Raw genomic sequence first — 24,207 nt, 5'->3', positions numbered from 1 at the left:
ATAAGTGATGTGGCAAAGGCCATAACGGAACCCCGCCGACTCGGGAGAAGGTATTTTATATGATCCGTACTAATCATGGTTTACACACTCCAAGCCAATCACTTGCTACTCAAGTTTCAGGGCAACTAATTTCTGATGATGATTTAATTTCTTTAGGTCAAACTCTTATCCGTAATGAAGAACAGGGCTTACCAACCCGCATTCCTTCCCTCAAAGGCTGGCAGTTAGAGTCATTGTTAAAGTTTATTAAACGGTCACGTAAATTTAACTAACAGAAAAAACGGCGCAATGCATGCATTGCGCCGTTAGGGTTCCCTATGATTGCTTTCCCGAACGGTTTTGATCTTCCTTTCCTTGATAGCCTGGCTAAAACTATTGGCGATAGTTGGGTTGTGAATAAAGGTTTGAGTAATGGTAAGCCCACAGTCTACTTAACCAATAAAAATAATCGTGATCATCTTATTTCTCTTCACCCATCTAATGGTAAATACGCAATAGCTACACAGATAAATTATTGCGTTTTTGGGGGAATGTCGGAGCATAGTAAAATGCATGCTTCTGTTTCCCGGAGCGCTTATCAGATTGGGCGCGAAGTTAAACGCCGTCTGTTTATTGGTTATGATGAAGCCATTGCAGCACGAAAGGCCGAAGTATTGAAGTGGAAAACTGAGCAAATTAGAGGCCAGCTTGTTATTGATGCTCTTTCGCGGTTGGTTTCCGTTTATCAATCCGCGCGATCTGACATGAAACTTTGCCTTAGAAGGTGGCACCGTAGTAAACCTGATATTGAAGTCACTCGCTATTATAGTGATGGTGATAGATTTGATTTAAATATTGGAAATGTTGATGGTGAATTATTGGTGAAAATTACCGCATTAATAAAGACTCATGAAAAGGAAAATTAATGTCTGTTTGGTATTTTGATGAAGTGGAAAAAATTAATAAAAAATACGTGTTTCAAATTGAAAAGTTCCTGAATCACTTTTTAGTTACAGCATCCACTTTCAGGCGTTTTGAAGGGACTGACTACAAGCTCATGTCTACAGGTTCATGGCGAGCGGAAAAACTTGCTGATCTAGAGGGGTTAGAATGCATGAGATCCCGGCAGGGAAAAAAGTTTCTACATAGTGATTTTTTTTGCATGCAAAAAAAACTGAATGTGTGACACCTTCGGCTCCGCAACATTTCATGTTGCGTCGTCAATCCAACTCAGCTAACCATGCATAGCATGATAAGCTTCGCGGAACCCCTTACGGGTTTCCGGCCATACGGCTATGGCTTGATGTCTAAAGAAATGAAAGCGCCGCATAACGCTATTTACGGCGTTTTTTTGTTTTGTGGTAGGGGGGTATTGGTTGTGGTAAGTTATGGCTTTGTGGTGCCTTTTTGGTGCCTTTATTTTGATATTTAGCCAAGGCTCTACCAGCGCCTTCCTGTTTTAATTGCATTTCTTTCTGCTTCATCAAAAAACTCTGCTCGTTTTTCTTGAGGCATACTTTCAAGTGCAAGGAGAGCCGCTCTGACTACATTTGTTTTTGTTATAGGCTTCTTCTGTGTGGGGCGTTCGGAAAGTCGCGTTAATCTTTGGGTTTCATCCAGGCTCAAAGATATAAGGATTTTCTGGTGAATTTGCTCAGTCATTACCGCCCCTGTTTGTCTCAGTGTTAATAATCATCGCCGGGTTTCCTTCACAGATCCCGCAAAGCACAACCAAGCTTTTTTTCCCCCAGGCGTTAGTTTTGCACTCCGGGCATGTAAATTTAAAACGCGTTTGCTTTTCCTCTATCGGTTTAAATACCAGAGCTTCAAAGTGATCTGCGGCATCAGGATTACCTGATGCATCATCTTCATCTTCGACGGGCAAAGAGGATAACCCACCTTGTAAAGAGATTGCACTCTGAGTAACGGGAGGAAATCGGTCTATCCACGTTAGTGTAAAATCTTTAGTCATTAGCTCTTTGCAGAATTTGTCAAATTGACCATTACTGACAATGTAATGGGACATTTGATCGCCAGTTTTAGAACCCCCTTCTAAACCAGTACTAGAAGGGTAAAGGCCAATATTGATCATCCACTCAGCCCATTGACGGTTATGATACCGACCCCGCCCAGGCTTGCCATTGTGTTCTTGATCCAAATGCACCATTTCGTGAACAAGCACTGAAAGAGTTTCCTCGATGGGGCAGATCCCAAAATATGACGGATTCATTGCGATTTCATCCGTGTAAAGCTTGCTGTCACGGGCGACAAATCGGTTACTTGAAAAGTACCCCTGAGTTCGTTTTTCGCGCTGCAACGTTATTAAGCAAGATGGCAGCCGCGAGTTAAAAAGAGTGCGATTGAAGAAATCATATGCTTCTTGCAGTTCACGGTAGGTATCTGTTGTAGGTATCGAGGTATTCATAATGGCCTCTTTGTATTGTTCATTAAATTTGTATTGTACATTACAATTGTAAAAGAAGGAAAAGGGCTTGCGCCCTTTTTTTAGAAAGTAAAATATACAAATGAACCAGCTAGAAGAGAGCAAGCAATAATACAAGTATACGTTAGCATCGTATTTTTTTTTGATTGCTTTAGGAGTAACAATTTTAATTCATTATTACTTTCTTTCTCTGCTTTTTTCACATCTTTCAATGTGTTTATCAATTCTCTAGAAGCCTCCTCTAATCTCCGAGTAATGGCTTCGGATTCTCGATTAACCTTATCAATATTCGCCTGGCTTTTCTTCACCGCTTCCTGAACATTGGAATCAACACGGCTTAGGTTTTCTACCAGTTCCGCAACATCCTCCATTACGGTAACTGCAAGGGTTTCAATTAGAGATTGCGACTTCATAATTATTTACCAACTAAGGTACGATAAACACCATCTAGATTATCTTTCGCAGAACGTGCAAGCCGTGTCATTGAAATCATGCGAACGGCAGTACGTTTTTCATCTTCACTCTTTGATTCCTTCATTTTCACGCGCCAATCGGTGCCATCATTTAATAGTTGTTCTATTGTTGTTTTGTAGGTTTTGAGCAATGGATAAATTTCTGATGTTTCCACTTTAGCCGCTGGCGAAAGAACAAAATTCTTTTCTTCTTTGTTCATTGCAAATAACGGATAGAACACATCCTCAACATCATCATCAACATCTACCTTATTCATGACGACTTTGATTTTTTTAGGTGATACACCAAGCGCATTTAATGCTCTTATCGTGGACATGGTATCATCAATCTGTTTTGATTCTTTTACCGCCGGAATGATGAAATAATCAAATTCCTCATGCGAACCCGCATATTGACGCATCAATTTCATTAAATCTTCTACGTTACTAGCACCAACATCAATAATGGCATTGTCAGTCATCATCATTTCTTCAAGGATAGCGCCATAATCTTTACCACGAACCTTTTCAGCATCACTTCCTGAGTTAATACTTTCAACTGTTAGATACAACGCATTCGGGATTCTAGGAAGAAACAGATTTTCCGCGAGGGTTGTTTTACCATTATTACCAGAGAAATTAATAGTAGCAACTTTCATTATTTCTTTCCTTTTCCAATAGGTTTGCGCTGTGTGAGATACTTATCATTAAGTCCAGAACGTTTATCAGCATCAAGAATTGTTTCGAAATCTGGTTTTTGCTTTTCAGTCAAATTTTCATTTTCAGCACCATCATTATTTGATGGTGTTTTAACTTCTGTATTTATTTTTGCATGCGAAAATGAATCATGCATAATTGGCTTATCATTTACAGGCACATCAGTTTTGAATCGTTGATAATATTTTCGGAATGTCTCAAATTTCATTCCCATTTCATCAGCGATTTGCTTTAACGTCGCACCCTCTCTGATTTTATTCATTATCTCAGGCATACTGTTTCTAAATACCACACTTTTTTTAAGTCGATATTCACCATCTTTCATAACATCCCCCCTTTTTACTAATAATGATCCCTTTTTTTTCACCTGTCAAATGTTTTGTCCCTTTTTTGTCCCTTCTTTGTCCCTTATTTGTCTCTCTTTTGTCCCTTTTATGTCTCTCTTTTGTCCCTTTTATGTCTCTCTTTTGTCCCTTTTATGTATGTGTTTCTCAAAATCTGATTTAAATACTCCCTGATCGAATCCTCCCTTAACCCTTTTTGATTAATTAATAGCCGATTTTTCCTTAACCCTTAACCCTAAAAAGCCATACACAATACGCACCCTAAAAGGTGCGGTATTGCACTGATTTGAAATGATAAGTATAATTTATAGACAGGTATTTACATCATACAAAGCATAATACATATGTGTTGTTTATCTCATGTAACTAACTGATATATATGATTATATTGATAATACTATTCGTATTACGTTAAAGAGTCAGATTGAAGGAGTGCCAATGACCAAAAAAAACTACGCTTCCAGGGTGAATTTGCTCATACCAGAAGCCCTTGAAAGCACACTTCGGGAACGTGCAAAAGGGTATGAATCATTCTCAGAATATCTTCGTTTCTTGTTGGAGAACAACAGCAATGAAGCTCAGTTTAGAGATGTAATTATTACAAATGTTTTAGAGTTACATAATAAAATAGAGCTTCTTTCTACTAATGTTCGTAGTGGTTTAGACCCCGTAACAATTGAAACTCTTCTATTGTTACGAGCGTTAGCAAAACCAGAAATATTAAATAACGTTAAAGCAGAAATGCAGCGTTTAGGCATAAAACAAACGGAGCTATAAAATGGGAAGAAATGCAGATACTCATAAGCTTGGACTTATATTGACGGTTGTTGCACCAGTGATTGGCTGGCTTGCTGCTGCTAAGAAAAATGATCTGGTTGTGGTAACTAATCCTAAAATAAAAGGTTTTGTTAACCTTGTTCCAGATACATTAGAGCATCCTGTTTTGTACTTATCGTCTTTAGGTGCATGTATTGCGGCAATAGTTTTTTGGGTTGTTCTGGTTAAATTAAATAACCCTGACTTTAAGGGTTATAAATATAATTACAGGTTAAGGGGTAGTGATGTAGTAAGTTCTGAGGCATTAAATAACAAAACCAATGATAGAAAGAACAAGCAAGTTATATTGGCAACAATAAAAATGCCTTTGGCGTTGGAAAATCTCCAGACATTAATAGTTGGGGCTACGGGTTCGGCTAAAACATTGATTTTAACACAAGCTATTTATTCTATTTTTCTGCGGGGCGATAGGCAGGTAATAGTTGATCCTGATGGATTTTTCACATCGCTCTTTTATAAAGAAGGGGATGTATTATTAAATCCATACGATGAACGCACACCGGGTTGGACAATTTTCAACGAAATGCGAGAAGTATATGACTTCGAGACTTATTCTTATTCTTTAGTACCATTAGGGAAAAGTTCGACTGAGGAAGAATGGAATGGATATGGACGCTTATTAGTTACAGAGGTATTTAAAAAGCTACATTCTCAAGGGGTTCGTGATTTTTCTCAAATCTATTATTGGTGTTTGAACGCGCCAGAGGAAGAACTTGAAGAGTTTTGCCGAGGTACAAAAGCAGAGTCTCTATTTGTCGGTACTGATAGAACTCTAGGTTCTGCTCGTTTTGTTTTATCTAACAAACTTTCGGCACAAATGATTATGCCAGGCGGTTCATTTTCAATTCGTGATTATTTAGCTGATCCTGATGCTGGAAATATATTTATAACATGGCGAGAAGATCAAATAGCCACATTAAAACCATTAATTTCTACATGGGTAGATATTATATGTAATGCAATCTTATCTTTGCCGGAAGATGAACAAAAAAGAATATGGTTACATACAGATGAGTTAGCTTCACTTGATAAACTCAAAGCATTAGAACCAGCATTAACAAAAGGAAGAAAGAAAGGCTTGAGAATTATTTCATGTATTCAGGCCATATCTCAGTTAGATGAAATATGGGGAACCACAGGTTCCATTACATTAAGAAGTTGCTATCGTAATTTAGTAGCTTTAGGGGGGGCGCGCTCAGATGATAGAACGTCAGAAGTATTATCCGTTGCGCTCGGTGAGTTTGATGTTGTGCGTGACCGTGAAACTAAAAGCACAAGTTCTCGAGGCGGGGGTGGCAGCAGCCTTGCAGAAGGTAATGATAAAGATAGGGTTGTTACTGCAAGTGAAATTTCTAACCTGCCTGATCGAGAAGGTTACGTTGCTCTTACCAGGGGATACCCTATCGCAAAAGTAAAAGTACCGATTGTTGCGTTTAAGGCTCGTAATGAAGCCTACATACCTCGTTCATTCTTATAGGGGGGAAGATGTTAAATGTCACGGTATTGACCGCTGAGAAAGGCGCTGATGATGTTACAAAATACTTTATGGATGGTATTGATGATTATTACCAGAAGGAAGGGGAATCAAAGTCGTGGCAAGGTGCAGGGGCTGAAATTTTTGGTCTAGACGGTGAAGTAGATAAAAAAACATTTAAGGATATGCTGAACGGTAAATTGCCTGATGGTTCATTGATGGCACGAACACAGCGTAGCGATAGCAAAAACCGTATAGGCATAGACTTTACTTTTCAGGCTCCTAAATCTGTATCTCTACAGGCATTGATTGCAGGTGATTCGAATATCATTCTTGCCCATGATCGTGCAGTTGCAGCCGCCGTTACTGAGCTTGAAAAACGGGCGCAGACCAGGCAAAAAATTAACGGGAAAAACTATGTTGAAAAAACGGGAAATCTCATAGTTGCAAAGTTCAGACATGAAACGAATAGAGAGAAAGAACCGCATTTACATACGCATGCTGTTGCGTTAAATGCAACTAAACGTGCAGATGGTGAATGGCGAGCATTGGTTAACGATGAATTAATAAAGAACCCAATTTACTATGACATGATCTATAAGTCTGCCCTGGCTAAAGAACTGGAGGATTTAGGCTATGCATTAAAACTGGAGAAAAATAGTTTTGAGTTGGCACATATAAGCCGGGAGCAAATAGAGGGGATGTCTACACGGCTCAAACAGGTTAATGAGAAGCTTTTAGATATGGGACTCAGTAGAGAAAACTCCACCGCAGCCCAACGGACTGTTGCCGCTCGAGCAACAAGAAAAAAGAAAGATAATAGTCTCGATAGAGAAGAATTGTTTAAGGAGTGGAAGAACAGCGCCAAAAAGCTATGCATTGATTTTGAGAGAAGAGATCTAAACCTTGATGGTGTTGATATGCCATTGAAAGCTATTCCAGTATCAAAAAATATGGAAGTCATTTCTACGGAAGAAGTGGCAAAACGGGCAATGCAATTTGCAATCAACCACCATACGGAACGGCATACCATTCTCACACTTGATGAATTGAAAACTACAGCCATTAATCATGCTATGGGAAAGGCCACTTCTGATCACATCGAAAAGGAAATAATCAGGTTAAAGGAGTCTGGTAAATTAATAACAGAAGAACCCCTTTATACCGCTGTTAACTCCGAAAAAATGCTCACTCTTACTAAGACTCAGTGGATTAAAGAAATGACTGAGTTGGGTAGAACTCGAAACGAGGCCAGGCGGCAAGTAGACCTCGCTATTGCACATGGACGGCTGATAAAGCACTCGGAACGCTTTACTACACAAAAAGCTTTGGAACAAGAAAGAAAGATTTTATCCAGCGAACGTAATGGGCGCGGGGCATCTACGCCAGTGCTGACGAATGAACAAGCTCATTCTTTCATGGATACCACCACTTTGCGTAAAGATCAGCGTGAAGCGGCTGAATTAATCTTATGTAGTGATAGCCGTATCATTGGCGTTCAAGGGCAAGCCGGGGTAGGCAAAAGTTTTATGTCCAATTCCGTTACGGAGAAACTAAAGGAAGAGGGTTATACAGTGCACACGTTAGCGCCTTATGGCTCACAGGTAAAATCTTTGCAAAAAGATGGAATGACAGAAGCACGAACAGTTGCATCGTTTCTACATACGTTAAGTCGTGAACATACGTTAAATGAAAAAACATTTATCTATGTGGATGAAGCCGGAGTGCTACCTAACCGCCTGTTGGCTAAATTGGCTGAGATTTCAGAAGAAACAGGCGCAAGGCTTGTTCTAATGGGAGATACAGAGCAAACAAAAGCTGTTGAAGCCGGTATCCCCTTTGCTTTACTTCAACGTAATGGTATGGATACAGCCTTGATGAATGAAATTCAAAGGCAAAAGGAAAGCCCTACATTACTTAAAGCGGTAGAACTGGCGGCTGTTGGTCGTAGTCTTGAGTCTTTGGCTCTTATCACACAGGTTAGTGAAACCAAAGATTCATTTCTCAGATTCAAGCAAATAGCAGATGAATATATTAGTCTTACAAAAGAAGAACGAGAGCAAACGCTTGTATTAACAGGTACAAATGAAAGCCGTGAAAAAATAAACGGTCTAATTCGAGATGGTTTAAAGATCCGTGATGAAGTGAAAATTACCGCACTTTCTAGGTTTGACTCAACACAAGCCGAACGACGTTATAGCCGAAATTACAATGCTGACACTACAGCTATACGCCCTGAGAGAGATTACCCGCATGCAGGTTTGAAGAGAGGGGAAGTGTACATCGTCAAAGCGCAGGGGGAAAATAACTCACTAATCGTTGAAGCATCAAACGGTGATAGGTTATCTATAAATCCAGCACACCATAAGCATATTTCAGTATATAAGCTAGCAACTCAGCACTACGGAGTAGGGGATAAACTAGTCATTACCCGAAATGATGCAGTGCTTGATGTTGCCAATGGTGACAGGGTGACTGTCAATGCTATCGTAAATGGCGAACTCCATTTAAAAGATAAAGATAATAAAGACATTATCCTCAATACAAAGGATAAGCTTCATTTGGATTATGCATATGTATCTACGGTTCACTCAGCACAAGGATTAACTTCTAATCGAGTCATTGCAAACATTGAAGCTAAATCTAAAACAGTGAGTAAAGATTGGTATTACGTAGCTATTTCCCGAGCTAAACATGTAGTCAAAGTGTACACAGACAATCTTAAGAAGCTTCCCGCTTCTGTTGCGAGAGCCAGCACAAAACAAGCAGCAATGGAATTAAATCATAAGGTTATGGAAAAAACGCAACAAAAAAGTAAAGAACGTACTTGATGCAAAAATTTTTGCATGCAAAAGTTTTTTGCATGTAAGACAACCGTTGACACAGAGAAAGCACCATTAAATGAATGAAAAAAAACAGCGATACCTTTTGAAATTCAGACGATATACAACACTAGAAACGCTTGAAAAGGTATTTGATCACCTAAGAGATAAGGTGGCTAATGATGAACTTGATGCATTGCTTAGTGCATCAGATCACCGCCGAGCAGAAATTATACATGGTAAATTTTGGGATAAAGTACCAGCATCAGCATGGAAAAACGTCACATAATTTTACTGGTCTTATAAAATGTTAAAGGCCGTGAAGCGGTTAACTCCACGGCCTTAGCTACGTTTCCGTTATCCTCAGAAGAAGATGCGGATCAGCTCTAAAAGCACGATAACGGCTTTCAGAACCATGATGATTTTATCAATCATGCGTTTCTCCAGGTGAACTGGAGGAAGAACACCGCGACTTGCTCATACACTGCCTGTTATCGCGGTTTCTACATGGTCAGATGTTGAATGTTCCCCTCCTGCCAGAGCACCAAACACAGCACCACCTGTTTGTTCAGCCAGGACTTTTAAACTGTTCATACCCACTACAACGGGGTTTAAGGGCAGGAGAGCCACTTAACAGAGCTAACCCGCTGATTATACAACGCCCCGCCCCCGAACCGCTAATCCTGTGTTGTGGTTGACACTGAATGCCCAGGGCATATAATTAAGTGGTCAGATGTTGAATGTTCCCCTCCGGTCAGAGCACCAACTCCGCACCGGAACTGTAAAGAAGCCGACCTCACCAGTCGGTTTTTTTACGTCTGTACCTTTTCAAATCCTTCCTCCGCACCACAACATCTTGATTACGTAAGTATTTTAAACACTGCATCTGGTATGTGCATTAAAGATGTTCCTGATTTTATTGATGCAGAACAACGTAAACCGGGCAGGGCAGAAAGGACGGGGCAAAGACGGAAATCTTAAAATTTCCGGGAAGCGTTTTTACCCCGTTTTCCCGCCACTGGCGGGGCTTGTCCGGGGTTTGTCAGTACATTTTTACCCCATCAGTCAGCCAGTAACCGCCTTGCCGTCTGCGCGTCATAGCTGAATGACAATCCCTTTCCGGTCAGCACATCGAGCGAGAACACGCGCGTATAAACCTCAGTGCTCCGGGCGTACCGATGCCCCAGCAGTCCCTGTAACACTTTCTGCGGTACGCCGTTCATTAACAGATGCATGGCGAAAGAGTGACGGAAGGTGTGCGGCGTGACCGTGATCGGAAACGTGACCCCGTCACCTTCTGCGCGGGTAAGGGCAGTGCTGATCCAGTTGAGCGGCGTTTGCCGGGAACGAATATCCCATACCGGAACATGCTTCACGCGCTTTCGCCAGGTGGCGAGATATTCGCGCATCCGTTGCGCGTAGGCCGCATCGAGCAGCGGCACAATTCTTACCCCCGGCTCAGGTGGTTTCCGGTAACGCAGATCGGGATGGTCAGTGTCGGCATCTTTTGCAGGTCGCCCACGCCCCCGGCTGGCTTCCCGGTTTCGCTGTTTCAGGGTTTTGAGTACCACCACGGCTTGCGGGTGGCGGCGCGACGGCTCGAGCGTAAAACACGCCGGGGTAAGTGCCAGTGCTTCATTGAGTCTCGCGCCCGTATTCCACAGGGTTTCAAAGTACATCCGGGCGGTCAGATCATCTATATAGGAAAGGAGTAAGCTGATTTCCGGGGCGAGTAAGTATTTCGGCAGACCCGCGCCGAGGTGTGCGGCGTAGTCGCGCATTGTCCGGGCAGCATCGAGGGGCAGCGAACCGCCAGCCGGGAGAATGGCACCGCTGTGTAAATTCTGCAAAATCGCCGGGGGTAAGTGACTCAATTTTTTACGCTCCGCATCCTCATTCAACAACCACTGACGCCTCCGGGCAGTCTGCCCGGACTTGTCCAGCCGCGAGCCTGGCGGGAAAAAATTTCCCGCCAGTTTCCCGGCTTCGCTAAGAGTCGTGATCTGATCAGTGTATCTATTGTAGGGGTTTAGTCCGTCAGGCCAGCGCCGTGTGTCTGCTACTCAGGGTGACGAATACTGAAAAGAGTCTTAGCGTGGTTTATTTTCCTTTTTCCAGGCTGACCCCGGCTTTGTCTCCTGTAAGAGACAAAACCCACGCCGCAGCCGTTCGCCGTATTTCTTCTCTTGTCGCCGCTAAGTCGTCAGGCCAGCCCGGTTATCCTGCTACTAAGGGTGACGATTCACGCCGTCAGGCCAGCGCCGTTAATTATGACGCAGCGCGGCAGACAGGCCGAGCGTAATAAATCCGATCACCAAAAATAAATTTGGACATTTTTTCCGATAGTGCCGTTTTGCCTGGTCGGGTGCGTGTCCGGTTTCGGACTTTCTGGGGCGCGGTTCGCCCCTCAGATCTGGACAGCCCAGGATACAGGCACGATGCCGCCGACAGGCACCAGATGTTGTGATGAATATATGTATGTTGTAACTATTAGAACAAGGGCAGGGCAACTGGACAGAAATGGCTGTATGTCTAACGAAGAAGGGAATTAAACGAGGGGTAGTAAAAAGGCCGCTCAAGCGGCCTTAGTGCAGGAAATTGCTTCCTGATAAGCAGATTCTAAATCACGGGGATCTCTGGAGTTGTAAAGGCGAACGATAGATTCATAACGCTCCGCGCATCCCCGCTCGTCAGCGCGGCGGTAATATTCATTGTGAAGCTTATTCAGGCTCTTTCGTAGTAGAAGCCTACCGACGACTATCAGAGCAAACGCAGTAAGAATAAATGTCATGCCAGCCTCCTGTATTCTTCACTCAATAATATCAGGCCAGATCCCGCACAGCCAGCGTTACCGGACAGAACACGCTGTATGTCTGACTGCCTGGGGAATGAATACCAGGCCGTTGTGATCTGCCCGGAGTGATGCCGCCAGTGTCCCGGATGCCGCCCGGAAACGCGTGAAATCTTGTTCAAAATATCTGTAGCGGTCGCAGCTGCAAAACGACATGGCCAGCGCATCGAGGGCGAAGCCGGCGTTTCAATGAATTGTTGTTTTACAGTGGGTTAGGCGTTTTGCATGGCAAAAAACATTGGTGAGTTTTTTTGATGGTATCAGGAGGCGCGTTGCGCTACGTGAAATCTGAGATTTTGCCGGGGGGATTGGGCGCAAGTATTCACGCAGGAGCGCCATTATTTTAAAGATTTATGTTAATGCTAGCATAGCAATTTACATGCGATGTGATAACATATGTAGAAACCTATCTAATAAGGGCAGCACAATGAAGGTGAAACAGCTAAATCTCCGGTTCCCGGAAGCACTGATAGACCGCCTGAAATCAACGGCAAAACAGGAAAACGTTTCTGTAAATATGCTGGTTGAACGTTATCTTATTAATGGTCTGGACAATGAGAGCAGCGATCAGGCCGATTATTCCCGAATGATTGCCGAACCTTTTACACCTCTCAGTCGCATTTATCACCTGCTGTCAGATAATATTTCTGACAGCGAATATAACTACGATACAGCCCCGCTAACACCTGCTGAAATACGTTTTCTGGCAGAGGGTTCACTGACTGAAATAAACAGGCGCAACATCCAGTTACCCTGGTATACCGAAACTAAAAAGATTGCAGAACACGCACTAAAAAGTGCGACAATCACTTTTGACGATGCTGACAGATTATTTCCGTTTGCCCTGCGTCATTATCTTAAATCTCGTGCAGATCGCGTCACATTTGCCACTGACAATACACCAGATACCATCCGTTCCGTCACCAAAGAATATCAGAATGGAAACCTGAGTTTTCGTCTGAGCGTGGAAGGAACAATTCGTAATCGCATGGTTCCGAAGGAACAGCGCGTATCGCCGCTTGTTCGTCTGGATATTGACGGAAACTATTTCTCAGTCATGCTGGGCATGGAAAAGTATATCGCCACAGTGCGCCTGTTACGCTATTTGGAAAGTGAAAGCTTTACCAAGGATACCCCTGTTATTAACGGGATAAGCTTCACCCGCGCCGATAAATCTGAACACTGGAAAATGCGCAATGATGATATGGAAATCTTACTGACCGACGAGGAATTACAGTACCTGTGTAACGGTCTGCTGGATGCACACAGCAGCCAGCTAAAGTCAGTCATGAATATCATGATACGGCTGAACGGCGAATAGTCAGAAAAGAGAATAGAAGGGTTAAAAAGGATGAAACCACAACGTTACCCCGCCAGTATCATAAAAATCGGCGCAGTGCTTTATAAAGCTTTTGGCTGGACGGATGATGAAGGTAAATGCCACTTAGACGTTGATGAATGGCATGTGCGATCCATACAAAACCGGACGGTATCAAAGCACTTTGGAACGAAAAAGGTCGTGATCAGCCTAGTACAAAAGCAGGAGGATATTACCTGGCAAAAGGGTAAATGGCTGACGAACTTATCGGCACATTATCGGCAGAAATTTTACGAAAACGACCCGTTACCCGCTGGCTTTTACACGACTCCCAATATGGCATTACGCTACGAACTGGAATCCACTTACCAGAGTATTAAATGGTATGAAGATGAAAAAGCGGCGGGGTTGTGGAGCGCGGAACATGAAGAAGAATATAATGGCGAGCTTAAACTGATTAAAGTCATTAAAGCCAGAATTACACGACTAAAAAACATCAAATCAGGAGGAAAGGTGTGAAAATCAATAAAGAAGATAACCTGGAGAACTGCCCGGACTGCGGCGAGGATATGCCAGGCGGTAAAACACGCTGTACGCGCTGCCAGCGCCAGCACGACGCCGAAAATATGACCGAAGCCGATTATCTCGCTCATAAAGCGCTATTCCCGTCAGGTAGCATTTTGGGCGACTCTGCACCAAAACTACCCCTTATCACTTACACCGTGGGCACGAAATCAGTATCTGAAAGCCTAACCGGGCTGGAACTTGAGCGGTATACAAACGCCATCCGTGAGGCGATAACGGCGGCGTATCCAGGTTATGAGGTGGAGGTGGAACTGGATAGCACCATTGGCGGCGCAGACAGTCAGGTGAGTAATGATCCGTATGATGAAACGGATATAGCGGAGCATACGCATTCAATTGCCCACAGTGTCTGGATAGGGGCGGCGTGGCTGGATAAATAATGTACGGGGAAGGATAAGGGAAAATAAAAGGCCGCTGGCGCGGCCTGTGCGAATTTGAATAATTTCGCTATGCAGTATTTCTTTCTGTCCATGCGTCTGAATACTGGATATTACCGTCTACATATTTCCATGTTATTTTATCGTACATGAGAGAAACAGATTCCATGTGATTTAACTGTGAGTTCCCGGCTAATTTAGTATTTGGTACACCGGGGTTAACACCAGTAATTTTCACCCCTTCCATCGTAATGGTGAAATAACACACTTCCTGACCAGCATCATTAATATGATAAAATCTTATTTCGGCACTTTTTAACGTCTGTCCAGTTGCCACAGCCTTATATAAATAGGGGCTTGAACTGTCAAACTCTTTTTCAAACATAACAGGGGAATGAGAGCGAGTGCCAGTAATTTTGCCATTCGCACTGTCAACGGGAAGATTCAAACCATGACTGAATCCAATAACCTCAATACTTCCCTCACGATCTTTTACATCTACAGAACCTTTAATATCCGCGCCACCATCATCTTTTAACCATAAATACGGGGGGATTGGCATTTTAGAAACTCCTTATTTTTCTGATTAATTTCACTAAAAAAATATAAATTATTGTTGTAATAACCAAAACGGTAACAAATGAAATATAGAAATAACTATCGTAAAGTGTTTCAGCATTTACGTTATTATAACCATTGATAACCTCTGTCACTTTCACGGCAAACTCATTATTTATCCATATCTCGGGTTCACCTAATGAACGGCCTACAGTAATCAAAAGTCCAATATAGAATATTATTTTGAGCAGCCATAAGCCCCACTTTTTAAGGGGCTGGACAACTGTTGCTAATTCCATTAGCTATCACCTCCACAACACCACGCGCCATCAGGGACTTCATGCAGGGAACTTCTACGGGGACAGCTCGCAACAAAGCATTTCTGACAGAGGCATAATCAGAATTATTAGGAAGCGTAATACAACCCTCTGATATATGCCCTGGATGTAAACGGAAAAGACCTCGATGGACATTATTAATCCATGTTCCATCATCAATCCCCCAATCATCTTTATACAATGCAAACCATTCATCACGCCCGAATGCTGTCCCGTTCACCGTTTTATTCCAGAGATCCTGCGCATCAGCTTTAAGCCCTGAAAGAACACCTCCAGAGCCACGCTCCACAATCCAGTATTTACCCGGTGGCAAGGGGCCACTTTTGAGTACATCCCCACATGCACCTCTGTTACGGTATATACCCCCACCCGAAAATGCCATGAATGTACCTACACCGTAAAATGTAAGAGGTGAATAATCCGCATCATTCAGAACAAACTTTCCATGTAGCGCCATAAAAACCACTTTAAAATTGTAGGTATTTGTTTTTTATCGTATATCGGCTAAATGGATAGAAAAAGGCAAAGAGTGCTATTTGGACTCCGAAAAGTCTTAATCTTAGTGCGGAAAAAAGAACCGCTGGACAGAAAAGGCTGTATGTCTAACGGCCTGGGGAATTTAATACCAGGCCGTTGTGATCTGCCCGGAGCGATGCCGCCAGTGTCCCGGATGCCGCCCGGAAACGCGTGAAATCTTGTTCAAAATATCTGGAGCGGTCGCAGCTGATAAACGCCACGGCCAGCGCATCGAGGGCGAAGCCGGCGTTTCAATGAATTGTTGTTTTACAGTGAGTTAGGTGTTTTGCATTGCAAAAAATGTTGGTGAGTTTTTTTGATGGTATCAGGCGGCGCGTTGCGCTACGTGAAATCTGAGATTTTGCGGGGGGGATTGGAGGCAAGAATTGACGAGAGAGCGCCTGAAAAATCACCATCTCGTCGCTTAACTGAGCCGGGGTTACTTCATTTTCTTTATCACACCGGACAATAATGCAATCACATCATTAAGCTGGCTGTAATCTTCGGTTGTTGAGAAATAATCATAATGATTGCCTGTCATAAAATTATGGTGCATTTTATCGGTATTTTTTGCTGCCTCAAGTTTCATCGCATTATATTTCCCAATAAAATCTTCACTCTTATTTGCAGGCATAAACAGGCATATCTGATAAGCTTTCTGATCACAGGGATGATAATTTTTAAGCGCCATTTCAGTAATAATACTTATATCATACTGGCCTATATTCCTGTTATTACGGGAGGTGCATTCTTTATATTCATGCAGGAACTCATAGACCAGTGCCAGTAATTTCTCTCTGCGCCATTCATTCAGAGATTTTGCGCGGTTGTCTTTTGCTATCATCCAGTTAATCAGCGCCGAAAACGCCACACCAATAAACGAACCTGCTGCCCCCATCAGGGTTACATTTAAGACCGTTAATTCCATTCAAAGTCACCTGTCACGCAAACGAAAGTATCACACAGGATACGCGCCCGGCGCTGCTACAGCCAGCTCTGGCGAAGATGTACCACTTATTTAATGACTGCAACCGGAAGCTGTTTCCAGTTCGTCGTATACGCCGGGGAGAGCATTTCGCGCTTCATCTGCCAGCCTTTGTTGATCCCTTGTCCGGCAAAATTAATTCCACAGGATTCCGTCTGGTTTATCCTGTCAATCACGCGCATAAGCGCGGCGCTGTTCGCCCTGGGTGGCGTTTCATCAAACAAATCAATCTGGCCTGTACCGGGCATGAGATCGTTGAGCATGATCCCCGCTTTCTGATACCTGTACCCGTCCCGCCATACCGATTCAAGCGCCCGGACTGCCGCCGCGACAATATCGCGTGTGTCCTGCGTTGCCAGCATCAGGCGCTGGCTGGCGTTGTTGCTGTAGTAGGGATCGCGGGAAAAGGGGCTGGTACTCATGAATACCGTGATATGTCGGCAAAACTGCCTGTCGGCGCGTAACTTTTCTGCGGCACGTTCGGCATACTGACAGATCGCTTCATGCATGGCCTGTAACGTGGTGATCCGCTCGCCAAAACTGCGACTGCAAATGATTTGTTGCCTGGCGGGGTGCGATTCTACAGATACGCATGAAATCCCGTTAAGTTCCCGTACAGTGCGCTCAGTAACCACGCCGAACGTCTTACGGATGAACGGTAAACTGGCATCAGCAAGCTCCAGTGCGGTATGTATACCCATTGCGCCAAGCTTCTGACTGGTTTTCCGTCCAATACCCCACACCTCGGAAGCCGGGAGCAGGTGCATTAACTTCCGCTGGCGGTGCCGTTCAGTGAGCACCACCACACCGCCCGTTGCCGTCCATGTTTTGGCGGCATGATTAGCCAGCTTTGCCAGTGTCCGGGTTTGCGCCACGCCGATCCCACAGGTCAGCCCGGTATGCTGATAAACGGTGTCCCGTACCCGTTGACCGTAATGTTGAAGGGATTCGCTGGCCTCGATGCCGTCTACCAGCAGGAAAGCTTCATCAATGCTGTAAGCTTCTGTTTTAACTGCTAATGAGTCCAGAACGGAAAATACTCTCGCACTGAGATCACCATAAAGTGTGTAGTTAGAACTGAACACGGCGACATTGTGTTTCTGTATCAGCGCCTTGATCTGGAAATACGGTGCGCCGCGCTTGATACCGAGGCTTTTTGCCTGGAGGTTAAGCGCCACACAATTCCCGTCGTTGTTCGAAAGAACGCAGACGGGCTTGTCTCTCAGGTCTGGTCTGAAAAGCTGCTCACAGGCCGCATACATCGAATTTACGTCACACAGCAGGTACATGATGCCTCCTACAGAAAATCATGAATGCTGTGCGTCACGACCCCGAAAATTTCCAGTTCATCAGGATCGACGTAAATCGGGCTGTAGGCCGGATTCATGGGCATCAGACACAGGCGGGGATGGAGGCACAGTTTTTTAACCGTAAACTCACTGTCAATACAGGCAATCACAATGCTGCCATGTACCGGAGTCAGTGACCTGTCCACAACCAGCAGATCACCCGACTGAATCCCGGATTCGACCATCGACTCACCGGAAGCCCGGAGGTAGTACGAGGCCGAGGGGTGGCGAATGCAGTATTCATTCAGATCAAGTGTGGAGTCGATATAGTCCTGTGCAGGGCTGGGAAAGCCAGCCTCACATCTGTATGAGAACAAAGGTATTTTTAGATTAACGGACTGACCGGGAGAGTAGATTTCTGCTTTCATCATAAGACACCAAACAACTGTACATTTTTACAGTATAGCGAGATGAAAGGAATGCGACAATCTAAACAGGAGGGGTAAAAAAGGCCGCTGGCGCGGCCTTAATGAAAGGTTATGGCGTTGTCGGCGGTGTCCATCCTGCCTGTAATGCCGCCGCCATCCATTCTGGTGTTCCTGCCTTGACATGTTGCTGGCAGTAACTGTATAGCTGCCTATATACCGTTGTCGTTGTCGAGTTCAGACGTATTGTCTGACTGGCATGACCCGCTTTAGCGGCATCATATTGGTCTTGCGCCAGGGATGTAAGTGCCACCCGTAGGTATGATGCAAGTTGCGGATCGACAGGGGGTACATCCAGAATATCTTGTAGCTTAGTGATATGTGCTTTAATTGTCCTTGTGCCATCCATAGACTTCATTACGTCAGCATACATTTTATTTTTTCCTGATTAACCAGAGGGATAGCCTGATAGTATCAGGCCAGATCCCGCACAGCCAGCAGAACTGGACAGAACACGCTGTATGTCTGACTGCCTGGGGAATGAATACCAGGCGGTTGTGATCTGCCCGGTACGATGCCGCCAGTGTCCCGGAGCCGCCCGGAAACGCGTGAAATCTTGTTCAAAATATCTGTAGCGGTCGCAGCTGCAAAACGACATGACCGCCGCGCTCGATGCGCAACCGGCGCGAGTATGAATTGTTGTTTTACAGGGAGTTAGGTGTTTTGCATGGCAAATAATATTGGTGAGTTTTTTTGAAGGTATCAGGAGGCACGTTGCACTACGTGAAATCTGAAATTTTGCGGGGGGGATTGGGCGCAAGTATTCACGCAGGAGCGCCGGGGAACAAGGCCACTGGCGCTTCATATCAGCGATCAGAAGAGTGAGAACGGAACTGCGTGTTCATTACCAAAACCCGCCAGTATCGACTATCTGGTATTTGTCTCTTATTATTTTCCTGCAATAATCCTCAAGGCTTTCGCATCTTATGAGAGAAAAACCACTCACAATGAAACAAATGAAAGCCATCAATACTAAATAACCACTGGAGTAGTCCTGAAACACATTAAATCCTAAATGACTCATCAACTGATACGGTCAATCAGTTGTGCAATCCGAGTTGTATTTCTTTCATTAATACCTTTGCGCAATAAAGCAAGAATATTTGCTTTGCACTTCCTGTCATTGTCTCTTCTTTTATCTTCGTCGCAACGAGTTTCACATAAACAAGTAAACAGCTTTTGTTGTAGTGAGTCATTATTATTAATCATTGGTCACAATCTCACAGGTTATTGAATGCGGCATTTTACCATCATTGCGCTGATCCCCCGCTCTGTATTAAGAAGGCTTTTTGGAAAAAACGTCATAACATACAACTGCAATAAAACAAACACAACAACCAACAGCACCAAACATTGCTACCCTTGAAAGAACTATTAGCCAATAATCATTAAATGTGTTCCCCGCTATAAATCCAAATAATCCAGCCATAGCCATGAAAAAGAACATCAGCACGATTACTGCTTTTAATATCTTTTGTGAAACCTCATATCTTTTTTGATATTCATCATATTTTTTACTATTCATCGCATTCCCTCTTGATTAAATAATTTTGTTTACTGGAAAAAATTTCAGTATTAATTTCATGCTATTTACCCTTTCAAAACAAATTATATCACTTGATGCCGATTGTAACCCATTTCATTCTTCCCCGTCGGGGTCATGCTCATTTTCTCGCGTCCATTCACTATCAGACTATTAGGCGTAATGTATGACTTTCTCAATAAAGCTTTTGCTGACACAGTACAGTTCGTATTATCTGCGCCAATAAAGTATCGCTCCTTGCTATCTCGCCAAAGAACATCCCCGGCGTTCATTTCACGAAGAATTTTTAATTGACCTTTTGGCATCCACCAACCCGCCATATTATTACCCTTTTAATAACATGATTAAACCCAAGCAGACTGAAAGAAAGACAGCCCCGCCGCCAAGAATCAGAATAGTCACCAGAAGTTTACCCTGGCCTTCGTTTAAAAGATTTTCCATGTTTACCCTCCAACAAGGCTCTTTAGCGGAATGCCAAACATCGCATGTAATTTTCTAATCATCGGTAATGTCAGATTGCGTTTACGATTAAGCACTTCATAGACACGGTTAGAATTGCCAATAGCTGGTTCAAGGTCTTTAACTTTTAAACCCTGCTGCTCCATTCTGAACTTAATAGCTTCAATTGGATCGGGGGCTTCTATTGGGTAATGCTTATTTTCGTACTCATTAATCAGTACACACATGATTTCAAAGAAATCCCCTTCCGGTGTATCGGCAGGAGGTTCGTTATCAAACATAGGCTCTACGGCGCGTAATGCGGCTTCATAATCCTGTTCTGTTTTAATGGGTTTAATGTGCATATGGTTTACTCCAGATTGACGGTTTCAGCATCTATTTTGTCATATTCTTTATGCGTACCGATGAATTTTATAAACATCCATCCACGTTGGTAGGCAATGGCAACAATTAACCGATAGTCATTTCCTTTAATGTTAAACACCACTCGCCTGTTTTTAAGAATACTGGCACTGCGGTATTGCTCTTTAATTTCAGCCGGGGTTTTCCATTCAGCTTTACTAGCTTCATCTACCCAGGCTTTTAACGGCTGCTCTGCATCGGGATTCGCCGTCCAGAAATCCCTAAGTGTCTTGATAGCAATTATCTTCATGTATATATATTAGTCCCATCATGGGACTATGGCAAATTTTTTTATCCCGAAATGGGACTTATCGTTTTGGACAGAAAACACTGTATGTCTAACTTCTAGCTTTAGGCACCGGAATTTTCTGTAATTCCGGCGTGCTACCCCGTTATGGTAAACTAACCCCGCCACTGAAAAACAGTGGCGGGGATTTGCAACCCCATTCAAACAAACCGCTGACAATTCGTTGCCAGTGTGCCTGTGCTCGTCTGAATTATGGCGGTCACGGCAAGGGAGTCGAGAGGCTCGCCGGTTTGTTTGTTTGCCGGTATTGCAAACCTTGTCGTGGTCGCCACCCAAGGAGCAATTATGTCTTCAAATAGTTCATCGGGAAAAACAGATTGGCATCCTGCTGATATCATCGCGGGTTTACGAAAACGGAACACATCACTGGCTGCTGTATCCAGGGGCGCAGGGTTAAGTAGTTCAACTCTTGCTAATGCAATCATTCGCCCCTGGCCCAAAGGCGAAAAGATAATCGCACTTGCATTGGGTATTAACCCTGAAGATATCTGGCCTAGCCGTTATTTTGATAGCGAAGGTAAGCTTGTCCAACGTACTTTTCGAAATAAAAAGACATAAGCGGCACATGGTCAGCGACCTTTGCACAGTTAATCATGCTGTACGGGGAAGGATAAGGGAAAATAAAAGGCCGCTGGCGCGGCCTTTCTTTAAATATTTTTAGCAAACGATGCTGCCACTATGCACAGTAGAGCAATGCTCCACAGGAAAAGACTTAATACGTTAACCGTTTCAAATGCCCACATAACGAATTTCCCTGCTATTTAATGACTTAAGACCGCTCATGCGGCCTTTGCTTTGTTAGATTTACATTACTTTACTGGATGATTTATTTTTATCATCAGCTTTCTTTAGCACTCCAATAAAAAACATAATACCACCTACAACAGCAAATATTTTCCAAAGAACGCTGACTAATTCCTGAGTATGTAAAACATCATTCCCATTATCAGTCATTTCAAGCATAAAACCAAAAATTGCCACTAAAATAAATACAACACCGATCAAAAGATATTGTTTCTTTGTATATTCCACATTCTTCTCCATCAGCATTTTACCCCCCCCCTCTAATTCAGATGTTATTTTGAAGCTTCGTCAGCCGCCAAACTGACGAGATCAACAAAGCTAAGGGCTTTTCCGTCAAGCCAAAGGTTATCATCGTGACAAGCAACTACCTTATTGCCATAAACTATGTATTGTTTTTGTCCAGTATCTAATAACTGCATAGCTTTTCCATTATTACAACTATAAGAACGGCTTTCTGATACCTTAATTGGATCAGCAGGATATAGCATTGGTATACCTGCGGAAAATGTCTGTTTACTCAATATCAGCATAACTGCCACAAGAATTTTATTTCTCATTTCATTCCCTCTTGAATCAAGAAAAGCCGAGCGGCTTTAGAACAATAAAATCAACAAAATAATACTAGCAACTCCACCTATAAAATAGATGTTCCTGCGATTTTTAATGTGGTTTTTTATGATGGGGGAGTTAGCACCCGATTTTAATGCAATATCAGTATATCTAGCCCCGGCATTGTTAGTCGTTTCTGGATGGAGATACCACGCTTTCCAGAAACAACGCATTCCAAATATAGCTACTATTGATAAAAATACTATGTTAAACGGTTCCATTGGCTACCTACTCTAGTGTGAAAAAACCAGCTTTAATTAGTTTTATCGGCACGACAGCTTAGAACTCCAGCTAAAATTGCAGCACTAAAGCCAAAAATGGTCATACCAACAGGCACTACCCAGGCATAACCCGGATCTACCAGACGACTGAAATACCCAGCTAAATCAAACAGAGCATTACAGAAGAAAAGTATACCGCAAATGAGTACCAGCCAATTAATCATTGTAGTCACCATCGCGTAAATAACTTTTTTTCCAGTCGCCGTAGGAAATTGTGCTATTGTTCGCCCGTTTCCACTTTTCCCAATGCTCTTTTTTTGCAATTTCCAATGCGTTTTTTTTATTCACTTCTACGGATAAAGCTTCATTTTCCTTTCGCTTTTTATCGAAAAATTTGGCTATCACTTCATTCTCTTTCGATGAAGTCACCGCATTAATGTATAAATTACTTAAAAAACCTCCTAATGAATGCCCCACAGATGCACTAATGTAGAGGGACAAAAAACAAAAAAGAACATATAGCACCTGAGTAAACACATCCAATTCAGAAATGCCTTGATGTTGGGTATTTTGTGCGGAATTGATAACCATCAAGAAAATCGTCTGCGTTGGATTATATATAAACCCTAATAAAGCCAACACACTTAATCCAAAAAGACATAACACAGTCAGAGTGATTATCGCTTGAGAGGGAAGTAAAACCCGCCAGTACAATTTACTTTGCATTAAAAGACTCCTGCGTTGTTGCAACCCAACATTTAGCTCCGTCATAATCATTTCCCCCTTCCGCTATAAATATGTGATTATCAACATCCACAGCAATAACGCCTGGACGCTCGCAGTGCGCATCACGTAAACAATTCTTCCAGCCATAGGGGTTTTCTTCCCAGATCATCACAACACCTATTGTCGCGTGTTCGGGATGCTCTTTACGCCACAAGGCGGCGATACTAACCACATCAACCATTTTTAGCCTCTTGCTCATACATCACCCCCGCCATTAACTTTGAATCAAGAAAAACCGCTGCGCGGCTTTATTTCTCTTGTTTAAAATCGCCATGACTTGAGCCATTAAGCCTCACAAAAACCAACTCCCCTTCATCGTCCTCAACTTCAACACCCGGTAAATTAAGGTGTGTTTTATCTGTTACGACAGGATAGGTTTTCCCAGCCGTAAAGAAATAAGCATCTTCATTCGGCCTGATACATACAAGTGCTGAGACTTTCATAACGGTTACTCATTGTGAGTTCAATACGTTAATTATGAACTATAGTTCACATCTAAGCAAGATAGATTGTGAACTATAGTTCACTTATATTTTTTGGCAAACCCGCTAACGCATCATTCCAGTGCTGATCCCTTTCATCATTACCGGCAATTTTGCTTATCCATGTTTCTGACTTGCCCCAGCGTTCAGCAAGTTGAGGGCGTGTCCAGCCTTTACGCTTCATTTCTGCTTTAAATTCTTCTTTAGATGGTTTGTACATGCTG

General features: G+C 43.1%; 36 protein-coding genes. 11 read left to right on the top strand and 25 right to left on the bottom strand.

Features of this window, described 5'->3' with window-relative positions; genetic code table 11:
• Positions 1-59 precede the first annotated feature (59 nt).
• The 3 genes from AC0IWZ_RS22820 to AC0IWZ_RS22810 are packed head-to-tail and all read left to right on the top strand — an operon-like array spanning position 60 to position 1,165.
• Positions 60-272 (top strand): hypothetical protein, encoded by a 213-nt coding sequence (locus tag AC0IWZ_RS22820; protein WP_471679410.1) that lies wholly within the window; start codon positions 60-62, stop codon positions 270-272.
• Between the two features lie 45 nt (positions 273-317).
• On the top strand, positions 318-905 hold the full coding sequence (locus AC0IWZ_RS22815) for a hypothetical protein (protein ID WP_471679409.1): 588 nt from the start codon (positions 318-320) through the stop codon (positions 903-905).
• On the top strand, positions 905-1,165 hold the full coding sequence (locus AC0IWZ_RS22810) for a hypothetical protein (RefSeq protein ID WP_471679408.1): 261 nt from the start codon (positions 905-907) through the stop codon (positions 1,163-1,165). The genes AC0IWZ_RS22815 and AC0IWZ_RS22810 overlap by 1 nt, the downstream gene beginning before the upstream one ends.
• A 254-nt stretch (positions 1,166-1,419) precedes the next feature.
• On the opposite strand, the gene AC0IWZ_RS22805 is transcribed toward AC0IWZ_RS22810, so the two are convergent.
• The 5 genes from AC0IWZ_RS22805 to AC0IWZ_RS22785 all read right to left on the bottom strand — a co-directional run bounded on the left by AC0IWZ_RS22805 (position 1,420) and on the right by AC0IWZ_RS22785 (position 3,916).
• Positions 1,420-1,641 (bottom strand): hypothetical protein, encoded by a 222-nt coding sequence (locus AC0IWZ_RS22805; protein WP_471679407.1) that lies wholly within the window; start codon positions 1,639-1,641, stop codon positions 1,420-1,422.
• A complete protein-coding gene (locus AC0IWZ_RS22800; RefSeq protein WP_471679406.1) occupies positions 1,634-2,404 on the bottom strand; it encodes a SprT-like domain-containing protein in 771 nt (256 codons plus the stop codon). The genes AC0IWZ_RS22805 and AC0IWZ_RS22800 overlap by 8 nt, the downstream gene beginning before the upstream one ends.
• Before the next feature lie 80 nt (positions 2,405-2,484).
• The gene (locus tag AC0IWZ_RS22795; protein WP_471679405.1) at positions 2,485-2,835 is read right to left on the bottom strand and encodes a hypothetical protein; all 351 of its coding nucleotides are present in this window, start codon (positions 2,833-2,835) and stop codon (positions 2,485-2,487) included.
• A 2-nt stretch (positions 2,836-2,837) separates the two neighbouring features.
• Complete coding sequence (stbB, locus tag AC0IWZ_RS22790) at positions 2,838-3,533, bottom strand: StbB family protein (protein ID WP_471679404.1); 696 nt, start codon at positions 3,531-3,533, stop codon at positions 2,838-2,840.
• Positions 3,533-3,916: a hypothetical protein gene (locus AC0IWZ_RS22785; RefSeq protein WP_471679403.1), complete on the bottom strand. Its 384-nt coding sequence runs from the start codon at positions 3,914-3,916 to the stop codon at positions 3,533-3,535. Before AC0IWZ_RS22785 ends, stbB begins: the two co-directional genes overlap by 1 nt.
• A 457-nt stretch (positions 3,917-4,373) precedes the next feature.
• Here AC0IWZ_RS22785 and AC0IWZ_RS22780 point away from each other — a divergent pair, with 457 nt between their 5' ends.
• The 4 genes from AC0IWZ_RS22780 (at position 4,374) to AC0IWZ_RS22765 (ending at position 9,357) form a co-directional block, all read left to right on the top strand.
• Positions 4,374-4,712 carry a hypothetical protein gene (locus AC0IWZ_RS22780; RefSeq protein ID WP_471679402.1) on the top strand — a complete coding sequence of 113 codons (339 nt, stop codon included), beginning with the start codon at positions 4,374-4,376 and terminating at the stop codon, positions 4,710-4,712.
• Position 4,713: 1 nt separating this feature from the next.
• Complete coding sequence (locus AC0IWZ_RS22775) at positions 4,714-6,249, top strand: type IV secretion system DNA-binding domain-containing protein (protein WP_471679401.1); 1,536 nt, start codon at positions 4,714-4,716, stop codon at positions 6,247-6,249.
• 8 nt (positions 6,250-6,257) lie between these two features.
• Positions 6,258-9,077 carry a MobF family relaxase gene (mobF, locus tag AC0IWZ_RS22770; protein ID WP_471679400.1) on the top strand — a complete coding sequence of 940 codons (2,820 nt, stop codon included), beginning with the start codon at positions 6,258-6,260 and terminating at the stop codon, positions 9,075-9,077.
• Between the two features lie 70 nt (positions 9,078-9,147).
• Positions 9,148-9,357, top strand: coding sequence for an Hha/YmoA family nucleoid-associated regulatory protein (locus AC0IWZ_RS22765; protein ID WP_471679399.1), 210 nt, complete (start codon positions 9,148-9,150; stop codon positions 9,355-9,357).
• Positions 9,358-9,431: 74 nt separating this feature from the next.
• On the opposite strand, the gene dinQ is transcribed toward AC0IWZ_RS22765, so the two are convergent.
• Positions 9,432-9,485 (bottom strand): damage-inducible type I toxin DinQ, encoded by a 54-nt coding sequence (gene dinQ, locus AC0IWZ_RS22760; RefSeq protein WP_373863399.1) that lies wholly within the window; start codon positions 9,483-9,485, stop codon positions 9,432-9,434.
• A gap of 644 nt (positions 9,486-10,129) precedes the next feature.
• The gene (locus AC0IWZ_RS22755) at positions 10,130-10,942 is read right to left on the bottom strand and encodes a tyrosine-type recombinase/integrase (RefSeq protein WP_471679398.1); all 813 of its coding nucleotides are present in this window, start codon (positions 10,940-10,942) and stop codon (positions 10,130-10,132) included.
• Positions 10,943-12,346: 1,404 nt separating this feature from the next.
• Here AC0IWZ_RS22755 and AC0IWZ_RS22750 point away from each other — a divergent pair.
• The 3 genes from AC0IWZ_RS22750 to AC0IWZ_RS22740 are packed head-to-tail and all read left to right on the top strand — an operon-like array spanning position 12,347 to position 14,202.
• Positions 12,347-13,240: a DUF6364 family protein gene (locus AC0IWZ_RS22750; protein WP_471679397.1), complete on the top strand. Its 894-nt coding sequence runs from the start codon at positions 12,347-12,349 to the stop codon at positions 13,238-13,240.
• Between the two features lie 30 nt (positions 13,241-13,270).
• Entirely contained in the window at positions 13,271-13,756 is a 486-nt protein-coding gene (locus AC0IWZ_RS22745; protein WP_471679396.1) for a hypothetical protein, read from the top strand.
• Complete coding sequence (locus AC0IWZ_RS22740; protein WP_471679395.1) at positions 13,753-14,202, top strand: hypothetical protein; 450 nt, start codon at positions 13,753-13,755, stop codon at positions 14,200-14,202. Before AC0IWZ_RS22745 ends, AC0IWZ_RS22740 begins: the two co-directional genes overlap by 4 nt.
• A 67-nt stretch (positions 14,203-14,269) precedes the next feature.
• Here AC0IWZ_RS22740 and AC0IWZ_RS22735 read toward each other — a convergent pair whose 3' ends face one another.
• The 11 genes from AC0IWZ_RS22735 to AC0IWZ_RS22685 form a co-directional block, all read right to left on the bottom strand.
• Positions 14,270-14,761, bottom strand: a complete 492-nt coding sequence (locus AC0IWZ_RS22735) for an Hcp family type VI secretion system effector (protein ID WP_471679289.1) — start codon at positions 14,759-14,761, stop codon at positions 14,270-14,272.
• 1 nt (position 14,762) lies between these two features.
• The gene (locus AC0IWZ_RS22730; protein ID WP_471679394.1) at positions 14,763-15,056 is read right to left on the bottom strand and encodes a hypothetical protein; all 294 of its coding nucleotides are present in this window, start codon (positions 15,054-15,056) and stop codon (positions 14,763-14,765) included.
• Positions 15,025-15,552 carry a DUF2778 domain-containing protein gene (locus AC0IWZ_RS22725; protein ID WP_471679290.1) on the bottom strand — a complete coding sequence of 176 codons (528 nt, stop codon included), beginning with the start codon at positions 15,550-15,552 and terminating at the stop codon, positions 15,025-15,027. Before AC0IWZ_RS22725 ends, AC0IWZ_RS22730 begins: the two co-directional genes overlap by 32 nt.
• Before the next feature lie 498 nt (positions 15,553-16,050).
• On the bottom strand, positions 16,051-16,539 hold the full coding sequence (locus AC0IWZ_RS22720) for a hypothetical protein (RefSeq protein WP_471679393.1): 489 nt from the start codon (positions 16,537-16,539) through the stop codon (positions 16,051-16,053).
• An 86-nt stretch (positions 16,540-16,625) separates the two neighbouring features.
• Positions 16,626-17,885, bottom strand: a complete 1,260-nt coding sequence (umuC, locus tag AC0IWZ_RS22715; RefSeq protein ID WP_471679392.1) for a translesion error-prone DNA polymerase V subunit UmuC — start codon at positions 17,883-17,885, stop codon at positions 16,626-16,628.
• 8 nt (positions 17,886-17,893) lie between these two features.
• Entirely contained in the window at positions 17,894-18,313 is a 420-nt protein-coding gene (umuD, locus tag AC0IWZ_RS22710) for a translesion error-prone DNA polymerase V autoproteolytic subunit (protein ID WP_471679429.1), read from the bottom strand.
• Between the two features lie 109 nt (positions 18,314-18,422).
• On the bottom strand, positions 18,423-18,743 hold the full coding sequence (locus AC0IWZ_RS22705; protein ID WP_471679391.1) for a hypothetical protein: 321 nt from the start codon (positions 18,741-18,743) through the stop codon (positions 18,423-18,425).
• Between the two features lie 903 nt (positions 18,744-19,646).
• Entirely contained in the window at positions 19,647-19,895 is a 249-nt protein-coding gene (locus AC0IWZ_RS22700; protein WP_471679390.1) for a hypothetical protein, read from the bottom strand.
• Between the two features lie 83 nt (positions 19,896-19,978).
• Positions 19,979-20,233: a hypothetical protein gene (locus AC0IWZ_RS22695; protein WP_471679388.1), complete on the bottom strand. Its 255-nt coding sequence runs from the start codon at positions 20,231-20,233 to the stop codon at positions 19,979-19,981.
• A 123-nt stretch (positions 20,234-20,356) separates the two neighbouring features.
• On the bottom strand, positions 20,357-20,716 hold the full coding sequence (locus AC0IWZ_RS22690) for a helix-turn-helix domain-containing protein (protein ID WP_471679387.1): 360 nt from the start codon (positions 20,714-20,716) through the stop codon (positions 20,357-20,359).
• A gap of 5 nt (positions 20,717-20,721) precedes the next feature.
• A complete protein-coding gene (locus AC0IWZ_RS22685) occupies positions 20,722-21,024 on the bottom strand; it encodes a type II toxin-antitoxin system HigB family toxin (RefSeq protein ID WP_115784126.1) in 303 nt (100 codons plus the stop codon).
• A gap of 342 nt (positions 21,025-21,366) precedes the next feature.
• Here AC0IWZ_RS22685 and AC0IWZ_RS22680 point away from each other — a divergent pair, with 342 nt between their 5' ends.
• A complete protein-coding gene (locus AC0IWZ_RS22680) occupies positions 21,367-21,639 on the top strand; it encodes a helix-turn-helix domain-containing protein (protein WP_471679385.1) in 273 nt (90 codons plus the stop codon).
• Between the two features lie 246 nt (positions 21,640-21,885).
• Here AC0IWZ_RS22680 and AC0IWZ_RS22675 read toward each other — a convergent pair whose 3' ends face one another.
• From AC0IWZ_RS22675 to AC0IWZ_RS22645, 7 genes are all read right to left on the bottom strand, one after another.
• Positions 21,886-22,113, bottom strand: coding sequence for a hypothetical protein (locus tag AC0IWZ_RS22675; protein ID WP_471679383.1), 228 nt, complete (start codon positions 22,111-22,113; stop codon positions 21,886-21,888).
• Between the two features lie 44 nt (positions 22,114-22,157).
• The gene (locus tag AC0IWZ_RS22670; protein WP_471679381.1) at positions 22,158-22,442 is read right to left on the bottom strand and encodes a hypothetical protein; all 285 of its coding nucleotides are present in this window, start codon (positions 22,440-22,442) and stop codon (positions 22,158-22,160) included.
• A 305-nt stretch (positions 22,443-22,747) separates the two neighbouring features.
• Positions 22,748-22,939, bottom strand: a complete 192-nt coding sequence (locus AC0IWZ_RS22665) for a hypothetical protein (RefSeq protein ID WP_471679380.1) — start codon at positions 22,937-22,939, stop codon at positions 22,748-22,750.
• Positions 22,932-23,441, bottom strand: coding sequence for a hypothetical protein (locus tag AC0IWZ_RS22660; RefSeq protein ID WP_471679379.1), 510 nt, complete (start codon positions 23,439-23,441; stop codon positions 22,932-22,934). The genes AC0IWZ_RS22665 and AC0IWZ_RS22660 overlap by 8 nt, the downstream gene beginning before the upstream one ends.
• On the bottom strand, positions 23,431-23,700 hold the full coding sequence (locus AC0IWZ_RS22655) for an antirestriction protein ArdR (protein ID WP_471679377.1): 270 nt from the start codon (positions 23,698-23,700) through the stop codon (positions 23,431-23,433). Before AC0IWZ_RS22655 ends, AC0IWZ_RS22660 begins: the two co-directional genes overlap by 11 nt.
• A 49-nt stretch (positions 23,701-23,749) precedes the next feature.
• A complete protein-coding gene (locus AC0IWZ_RS22650; RefSeq protein ID WP_471679376.1) occupies positions 23,750-23,944 on the bottom strand; it encodes a hypothetical protein in 195 nt (64 codons plus the stop codon).
• Between the two features lie 73 nt (positions 23,945-24,017).
• On the bottom strand, positions 24,018-24,203 hold the full coding sequence (locus AC0IWZ_RS22645) for a helix-turn-helix domain-containing protein (RefSeq protein ID WP_471679375.1): 186 nt from the start codon (positions 24,201-24,203) through the stop codon (positions 24,018-24,020).
• Positions 24,204-24,207 lie beyond the last annotated feature (4 nt).

This window comes from Buttiauxella sp. AC142, from assembly GCF_979253435.1.
Note: the sequence above shows the minus strand (reverse complement) of the source record. Positions and strands in the feature narration are given on the sequence as shown.

Coding starts and splice junctions, on each gene's coding strand:
- AC0IWZ_RS22820 (WP_471679410.1), top strand. CDS start 60: ATGATCCGTACTAATCATGGTTTACACACTCCAAGCCAATCACTTGCT.
- AC0IWZ_RS22815 (WP_471679409.1), top strand. CDS start 318: ATGATTGCTTTCCCGAACGGTTTTGATCTTCCTTTCCTTGATAGCCTG.
- AC0IWZ_RS22810 (WP_471679408.1), top strand. CDS start 905: ATGTCTGTTTGGTATTTTGATGAAGTGGAAAAAATTAATAAAAAATAC.
- AC0IWZ_RS22805 (WP_471679407.1), bottom strand. CDS start 1,641: ATGACTGAGCAAATTCACCAGAAAATCCTTATATCTTTGAGCCTGGAT.
- AC0IWZ_RS22800 (WP_471679406.1), bottom strand. CDS start 2,404: ATGAATACCTCGATACCTACAACAGATACCTACCGTGAACTGCAAGAA.
- AC0IWZ_RS22795 (WP_471679405.1), bottom strand. CDS start 2,835: ATGAAGTCGCAATCTCTAATTGAAACCCTTGCAGTTACCGTAATGGAG.
- stbB (WP_471679404.1), bottom strand. CDS start 3,533: ATGAAAGTTGCTACTATTAATTTCTCTGGTAATAATGGTAAAACAACC.
- AC0IWZ_RS22785 (WP_471679403.1), bottom strand. CDS start 3,916: ATGAAAGATGGTGAATATCGACTTAAAAAAAGTGTGGTATTTAGAAAC.
- AC0IWZ_RS22780 (WP_471679402.1), top strand. CDS start 4,374: ATGACCAAAAAAAACTACGCTTCCAGGGTGAATTTGCTCATACCAGAA.
- AC0IWZ_RS22775 (WP_471679401.1), top strand. CDS start 4,714: ATGGGAAGAAATGCAGATACTCATAAGCTTGGACTTATATTGACGGTT.
- mobF (WP_471679400.1), top strand. CDS start 6,258: ATGTTAAATGTCACGGTATTGACCGCTGAGAAAGGCGCTGATGATGTT.
- AC0IWZ_RS22765 (WP_471679399.1), top strand. CDS start 9,148: ATGAATGAAAAAAAACAGCGATACCTTTTGAAATTCAGACGATATACA.
- AC0IWZ_RS22750 (WP_471679397.1), top strand. CDS start 12,347: ATGAAGGTGAAACAGCTAAATCTCCGGTTCCCGGAAGCACTGATAGAC.
- AC0IWZ_RS22745 (WP_471679396.1), top strand. CDS start 13,271: ATGAAACCACAACGTTACCCCGCCAGTATCATAAAAATCGGCGCAGTG.
- AC0IWZ_RS22735 (WP_471679289.1), bottom strand. CDS start 14,761: ATGCCAATCCCCCCGTATTTATGGTTAAAAGATGATGGTGGCGCGGAT.
- AC0IWZ_RS22730 (WP_471679394.1), bottom strand. CDS start 15,056: ATGGAATTAGCAACAGTTGTCCAGCCCCTTAAAAAGTGGGGCTTATGG.
- AC0IWZ_RS22725 (WP_471679290.1), bottom strand. CDS start 15,552: ATGGCGCTACATGGAAAGTTTGTTCTGAATGATGCGGATTATTCACCT.
- AC0IWZ_RS22720 (WP_471679393.1), bottom strand. CDS start 16,539: ATGGAATTAACGGTCTTAAATGTAACCCTGATGGGGGCAGCAGGTTCG.
- umuC (WP_471679392.1), bottom strand. CDS start 17,885: ATGTACCTGCTGTGTGACGTAAATTCGATGTATGCGGCCTGTGAGCAG.
- umuD (WP_471679429.1), bottom strand. CDS start 18,313: ATGAAAGCAGAAATCTACTCTCCCGGTCAGTCCGTTAATCTAAAAATA.
- AC0IWZ_RS22705 (WP_471679391.1), bottom strand. CDS start 18,743: ATGTATGCTGACGTAATGAAGTCTATGGATGGCACAAGGACAATTAAA.
- AC0IWZ_RS22700 (WP_471679390.1), bottom strand. CDS start 19,895: ATGAATAGTAAAAAATATGATGAATATCAAAAAAGATATGAGGTTTCA.
- AC0IWZ_RS22695 (WP_471679388.1), bottom strand. CDS start 20,233: ATGGCGGGTTGGTGGATGCCAAAAGGTCAATTAAAAATTCTTCGTGAA.
- AC0IWZ_RS22690 (WP_471679387.1), bottom strand. CDS start 20,716: ATGCACATTAAACCCATTAAAACAGAACAGGATTATGAAGCCGCATTA.
- AC0IWZ_RS22685 (WP_115784126.1), bottom strand. CDS start 21,024: ATGAAGATAATTGCTATCAAGACACTTAGGGATTTCTGGACGGCGAAT.
- AC0IWZ_RS22680 (WP_471679385.1), top strand. CDS start 21,367: ATGTCTTCAAATAGTTCATCGGGAAAAACAGATTGGCATCCTGCTGAT.
- AC0IWZ_RS22670 (WP_471679381.1), bottom strand. CDS start 22,442: ATGAGAAATAAAATTCTTGTGGCAGTTATGCTGATATTGAGTAAACAG.
- AC0IWZ_RS22665 (WP_471679380.1), bottom strand. CDS start 22,939: ATGATTAATTGGCTGGTACTCATTTGCGGTATACTTTTCTTCTGTAAT.
- AC0IWZ_RS22660 (WP_471679379.1), bottom strand. CDS start 23,441: ATGCAAAGTAAATTGTACTGGCGGGTTTTACTTCCCTCTCAAGCGATA.
- AC0IWZ_RS22655 (WP_471679377.1), bottom strand. CDS start 23,700: ATGAGCAAGAGGCTAAAAATGGTTGATGTGGTTAGTATCGCCGCCTTG.
- AC0IWZ_RS22650 (WP_471679376.1), bottom strand. CDS start 23,944: ATGAAAGTCTCAGCACTTGTATGTATCAGGCCGAATGAAGATGCTTAT.
- AC0IWZ_RS22645 (WP_471679375.1), bottom strand. CDS start 24,203: ATGTACAAACCATCTAAAGAAGAATTTAAAGCAGAAATGAAGCGTAAA.